Source organism: Streptomyces sp. NPDC005866 (assembly GCF_040629895.1).
Lineage (GTDB): Bacteria > Actinomycetota > Actinomycetes > Streptomycetales > Streptomycetaceae > Streptomyces.
Genome location: NZ_JBEXWP010000055.1, coordinates 1 through 5,522, shown reverse-complemented (window position 1 = coordinate 5,522; position 5,522 = coordinate 1). Strand labels below are relative to the sequence as shown.

Sequence of the window (5,522 nt, the reverse complement as noted above, 5' to 3'; positions counted from 1 at the left end):
CAGCCGGGCCAGCGACACCTGGGCGACCTGGACCTCGTCGTACCAGCGCAGGATCAGGCAGAAACGCCACTTGTTGAGCGCCGCGCCGTCCGTGATCATCACGGCCTGGAGATAGCCGTAGAGCGCGGCGCTGATCGCCGTACCGGCGAGCGCGAGCCGGGCCGGGGTGGCGCCCCGGCTGCCGCCCAGGAACCACACCAGTACGCCCACCGCGGCCGCACCGAAGAAGGCGAACCACACATACCCGTTGACGGTGGTGACGCCGAAGTAGGTGATGGCGGTGACGACCGCGGCCGACGCGCCCGCGTTGATGCCGAGCAGCCCGGGATCGGCGAGCGGGTTGCGGGTGAGCGCCTGGAGCACCGCCCCGGACAGACCGAGGGCGGCACCGGCCAGCAGGCCGAGGACGGTCCGCGACAACCGCTCGTCGACGACCACGTCGCCGTACGTCCCCGTGTCGTGGAACAGGCCGTGCCACACCTGGTCCAACGGCAGCTCTTTCGCCCCGATCACGATGCTCGCCAGGGCGACGAGCACCAGGACCACGACGGAGACGAGGAGCCCAAGGGCCCGTATCACCCGGCGGGTTGGGGGCGCGGGGGCGGTCTCCGCGCGCTGTTCGGGAGGACTGTCGACCAACACCCAGTTAGGTTAGCCTACCCTCTCATGGGATCTCGATGCCCAGTCCCGGCGAACTGGATTCAGAGCCCCAGCCGCGCCAGCGCCTTCTCTCCGTCCAATTCGCAGGAGCCCTCCCCGGCCGTCGTCCAGGCCGCCGCGCACAGCGCCCGCAGCCCGTCGAGCGCCTCACCGTCCCCCTCCAGCTCCAGCCGGTCCGCCCCTGCCCCGGCCTTCCAGCCACCGCACCGGAAGCCGTCGCCGTCCGCCGTGACCTCGGGCTGCCCGGTGAGCAGCCCCCGCAGATCGGCGTCGACATAGGTCGGCCGGTGCTGCGGCGGCGCGGCGAGCAGCTGACGCCCGTCGGTCACGCCGGTCAGCACGAGCAGCGAGTCGACCCCGCCGTTGAACGCGCCCTCGATGTCGGTGTCCAGCCGGTCCCCGACCAGCAACGGCCGCTTCGCACCAGTGCGCAGGACCGTCTCCCGGTGCATCGGCGGCAGCGGCTTGCCGGCCACCTGCGGCTCGGCACCCGTGGCGATCCGGACGACTTCCACCGCCGCGCCGTTGCCCGGCGCGATGCCGCGCCCGCTGGGAATCGTCAGATCGGTGTTGGACGCGAACCACGGCACCCCGCGCGCGACGGCATACGACGCCTCGGCGAACCGCCCCCACCGCAGGTCGGGACCGCCGTACCCCTGCGCCACCGCCGCCGGGTCGTCGTCGGCGGACTCCACCGGCTCCAGGCCCCGCTCCCGCAGGGCGACCCGCAGCCCCTCCCCGCCGATCACCAGCACCCGCGCACCCGCCGGCACCTGCTCGCTGATCAGCCGCGCGACGGCCTGGGCGGAGGTGATGACGTCATCGGCGCCGGTCGGGATCCCCAGCTCGGTGAGGTGCTCGGCCACCGCGTCCGGCGTCCGCAGCGCGTTGTTGGTGACGTACGCCAGATGCATCCCTCCCGCGCGTGCCGCCGCCAGCGACTCCACCGCGTGCGCGATCGCACTGCCTCCCGCATACACCACGCCGTCCAGATCGAGCAGCGCCGTGTCATACGCCGTGCTCAGAGCCTGTCCGCTGCCCTCGGGACCAGTCCTGACACCCTGGCTCATTCCCCATCGCTCCTCGTCACTCTTCGTTGTCCCGCCTTTCCCCATCGATCATCCCGCACGCCACTGACACACGTACGATGCCGGGATGAACACTGCAGGTCACTCGGAAGCAACGGAGCGCCGAGGCCTGGAACTCACCCCGTTCCGAGGCCTTCGCTACGACCCCGACCGGGTCGGCAGTTTGGCCGCCGTCACCTCTCCGCCGTACGACGTCGTCGTACGCCCTGACGGCGTGCACCACCTCCAGTCCGCCGACCCGCACAACATCGTCCGCCTGATCCTCCCCGAGGCCGGCACCCCCAGCGCCGGCACCGAACAGGCGGCCGACACCCTGCACCGCTGGCAGGCCGAGGGCATCCTCACCACGGATCCCGAACCCGGTCTGTACGTCTACGAGCAGCACGACGGCAACGGCATGCTCCAGCGCGGCGTCATCGGCGCCCTGCGGGTCTCGGAACCGTCGGAGGGCGTGGTGCTGCCGCACGAGGAGGTCATGCCCCCGGTCGTCGCCGACCGCGCGGCCCTGATGCGCGCGACCTCCGCGAACCTCGAACCCCTTCTGCTGACCTACCGGGGCAACGGCACCGCGGCCGAGGTCGTCGAAGCGGCGGCCGACCGCCCCCCGCTCCTCGCCACTACCACCGAGGACGGCTTCCACCACCGCCTCTGGTCGATCACCGACCCCGCCGAGGTGTCCCGCGTCCAGTCCGACCTGGCCCACCACCAGGCCCTGATCGCCGACGGCCACCACCGCTGGGCCACCTACTTGCGTCTACGCGCGGAGCACGCCTCCCCCAGCCCCTGGGACTACGGCCTGGTCCTCCTCGTGGACACCGTCCGCTACCCGCTGCGCGTGCGCGCCATCCACCGCCTGCTGCACGGCCTGCCGGTGGCGGACGCCCTGACGGCCGTGCGGGACCATTTCCGGGTACGACGACTCGACGTCCCCCTGCCGCGGGCCCAGGAGGCGCTCGCGGACGCGGCCTGCGCCGGCAACGCGTTCCTGCTGGCCGGTGACGGCGCGTTCCACCTCATCGACCGCCCGGACCCGGAACTGCTGGCCCGCACGATCCCCGCCGACCGCCCGACCGCCTGGCGCACGCTCGACGCCACCGTCCTGCACGCCACGCTCCTCGACCACGTCTGGCGCATCCCCGAGGACTCCAACGCGCACATCGCGTACATCCACGACACGGCGGCGACGGTCGCCAAGGCCGAACGCGACGGCGGTACGGCCGTCCTCCTGCACCCGGTCCGCGAGGAGGTCGTCCGCGACCTGGCCCGCCAGGGCGTGACGATGCCCCGCAAGTCGACGTCCTTCGGCCCCAAGCCGGCGTCGGGGCTGGTGCTGCGAGCGCTCGACATCTGAGAACGGCAAGTCGCTGAGAGAACGGCAACGAGAGAGGGCAGGCCCCGGTCGGAGCCTGCCCTCTCTCGGTCGCCGGGATCAGTCCTTGTCGGCCTCGGACTCGGCCTCGGACTCGCCGGGGGCCTCCTCGGACTGGTCCGCGTGCTCGTCCGCGTCCTCGTCCGCGTCGTCGCGCTCGTCGTCCTCGTCGTCGTTCAGAGCGTCGACGAACTCGACCCCGTCCAGCTCGGCGAGCCGGTCGGAGGCGTCCGTGCTGCCGTCCCGGTCAGCCTCGACGGCCTTGGCGAACCATTCCCGGGCCTCGTCCACACGGCCGGCCGCGAGCAGGGCGTCGGCGTAGGCGTACCTCAGCCGCGCGGTCCACGGCTGTACGGAGTTGGACGCCAGCTCGGGGCTCTGCAGTGTCACGATCGCCGCGTCCAACTGCCCCATGTCCCGCCGGGCACCGGCGGCGACGAGCCGCATCTCGACCTGGCCTGCCTTGTCGAGCTTGTGCACCTCGGGGGCACCGGCCATGTCCAGCGCCTTCTCCGGCCGCCCGAGCCCACGCTCGCAGTCGGCCATCACCGGCCACAGCTCCACACCGCCGGTCATCCGCCGCGCGGCCCGGAACTCGGCGAGCGCCTCGCTGTACTTCTGGTTCGCGTACGCGGCGAACCCGGCGGCCTCTCGGACGGCGGCGACACGGGACGCCAGCCGCAGGGCCACCCTGGAGTAGCCGTAGGCGCCCTCGGGGTCCTCGTCGATGAGCCGCGCGACCATCACCAGGTTCTTGGCGACGTCCTCCGCGAGCGTCTTGGGCAGGCTCTGCAGCTCCTGCCGTACGTCCCTGTCGATCTCGTCACCGGTGACGTCCTCCGGGATCGGCAGCCGCTTGATCGGCTCGCGGTCCCGGTCACGGTCGTCACGGCGTCCGTAACCACCGCCACGCCGGTCGTCGCCACGGCGGTCGTCACGGCGGTCGTCCCGGCCACGGTAGCCGCCGCCCCGGTTGTCGTCCCGACGGAATCCGCCTCGGTCGTCCCGGCGGTCATCACGCCGGGGGCCACGTGCCCGGTCGTCGCTGCGGCCTCGGAAGCCGCCCCGGTTGTCATCGCGCCGGTCGTCACGCCGGTCGTCACGGCCGCGGTAACCGCCGCCACCACCACGGCTGTCGTCCCGACGGAAGTCACCACGGTCACCGCGGTCACCGCGACCACCACGGTCGTCGCGGTCATCACGACGGAAGGCAGGACGGTCACCACGGTCGTCCCGGCGGAAGCCGCCACGGTCGCCGCGGTCGTCGCGACGGCCGTACCCGCCCCGGTCGTCACCGCGGCGCTCGTCGGGGCGGTTGTCGTCACGACGATCGTCCCGACGGGCGTAGCCGCCACCACCACGGTTGTCGTCCCGGCGACCGTAGCCGCCGCCACCTCCACCGCCACGATTGTCGTCGCGCCGGTCGTCCCGACCGCGGTAGCCGCCGCCACCACGGTTGTCTTCCCGACGGAAGTCACTTCGGTCACCGCGACCACCACGGTCGTCGCGGTCATCACGACGGAAGGCAGGACGGTCACCACGGTCGTCCCGGCGGAAGCCGCCACGGTCGCGGTCCCGATCGTCGCGGCGGAAACCACCCCGGTCGCCGCGGTCGTCCCGCTGGGACGCCGGGCGAGAGCCTCGGTTCTCGTCCCGCTGGGACGCCGGGCGAGAGCCTCGGTTCTCGTCCCGCTGGGACGCCGGGCGAGAGCCTCGGTTGTCGTCCCGCTGGAACGCCGGGCGAGAGCCTCGGTTCTCGTCCCGCTGGAACGCCGGGCGAGAGCCTCGGTTGTCGTCCCGCTGGAACGCCGGGCGAGAGCCTCGGTTGTCGTCCCGCTGGAACGCCGGGCGAGAGCCTCGGTTGTCGTCCCGACGGCCGTAGCCACCACCGCGGTTGTCGTCTGGGCGGGTGTCGTCACGGCGATTGTCGTCGCGACGACCGTAACCGCCCCGGTCATCGCCGCGGCGCTCGTCACCACGGCGGTCGTCCCGACGGCCGTATCCGCCACCGCGGTTGTCGTCGCGGCGAGCGTGGCCACCGCCGCCTCCGCCGCCACGACTGTCGTCGCGACGGCCGTAACCGCCGCGGTCTCCACGGTCGTTGCGGTCCCCGCGGTCCCCGCGGTATCCGCCACGGTCACCGCGGTCACCACTGTCCCGTCGCCGCTGGTCGCGCTCCGGTCGATCGTCGGGAGAGTTGGTGGACATGGTGACTCCTGTCTTCGGTACCGCAAGCATTGTAAAAACAAAAGGACCCCTGGTCCCAGCTGAACGCTGGGACCAGGGGTCCTCCAAAGATTGTTCGGCGGCGTCCTACTCTCCCACAGGGTCCCCCCTGCAGTACCATCGGCGCTGTAAGGCTTAGCTTCCGGGTTCGGAATGTAACCGGGCGTTTCCCTCACGCT

5 protein-coding genes and 1 rRNA gene are annotated in these 5,522 nt (G+C 72.2%); 1 reads left to right on the top strand and 5 read right to left on the bottom strand.

The window, feature by feature from the left end; all coding sequences use genetic code 11:
* A partial coding sequence (locus tag ABZ396_RS40640) for an iron chelate uptake ABC transporter family permease subunit (protein ID WP_359187190.1) occupies positions 1-642 on the bottom strand: 642 nt, incomplete at its 3' end.
* Positions 643-701: 59 nt separating this feature from the next.
* Positions 702-1,730, bottom strand: a complete 1,029-nt coding sequence (locus tag ABZ396_RS40635; RefSeq protein WP_358925250.1) for an HAD-IIA family hydrolase — start codon at positions 1,728-1,730, stop codon at positions 702-704.
* 85 nt (positions 1,731-1,815) lie between these two features.
* Here ABZ396_RS40635 and ABZ396_RS40630 point away from each other — a divergent pair, with 85 nt between their 5' ends.
* Positions 1,816-3,099, top strand: a complete 1,284-nt coding sequence (locus ABZ396_RS40630; RefSeq protein WP_358925252.1) for a DUF1015 domain-containing protein — start codon at positions 1,816-1,818, stop codon at positions 3,097-3,099.
* Positions 3,100-3,177: 78 nt separating this feature from the next.
* Here the strand turns inward: ABZ396_RS40630 and ABZ396_RS40625 are convergent, their stop codons facing one another.
* The 3 genes from ABZ396_RS40625 to rrf form a co-directional block, all read right to left on the bottom strand.
* Positions 3,178-3,969 carry a tetratricopeptide repeat protein gene (locus ABZ396_RS40625; RefSeq protein ID WP_358925262.1) on the bottom strand — a complete coding sequence of 264 codons (792 nt, stop codon included), beginning with the start codon at positions 3,967-3,969 and terminating at the stop codon, positions 3,178-3,180.
* On the bottom strand, positions 3,861-5,267 hold the full coding sequence (locus ABZ396_RS40620) for a hypothetical protein (protein ID WP_359187194.1): 1,407 nt from the start codon (positions 5,265-5,267) through the stop codon (positions 3,861-3,863). The genes ABZ396_RS40625 and ABZ396_RS40620 overlap by 109 nt, the downstream gene beginning before the upstream one ends.
* Positions 5,268-5,417: 150 nt before the next feature.
* Positions 5,418-5,522, bottom strand: a 5S ribosomal RNA gene (rrf, locus tag ABZ396_RS40615); the annotation flags it as partial.

Excerpts from the sequence above, each read along its gene's own strand:
- ABZ396_RS40635 (WP_358925250.1), bottom strand. The coding sequence starts at position 1,730 with ATGAGCCAGGGTGTCAGGACTGGTCCCGAGGGCAGCGGACAGGCTCTG.
- ABZ396_RS40630 (WP_358925252.1), top strand. The coding sequence starts at position 1,816 with ATGAACACTGCAGGTCACTCGGAAGCAACGGAGCGCCGAGGCCTGGAA.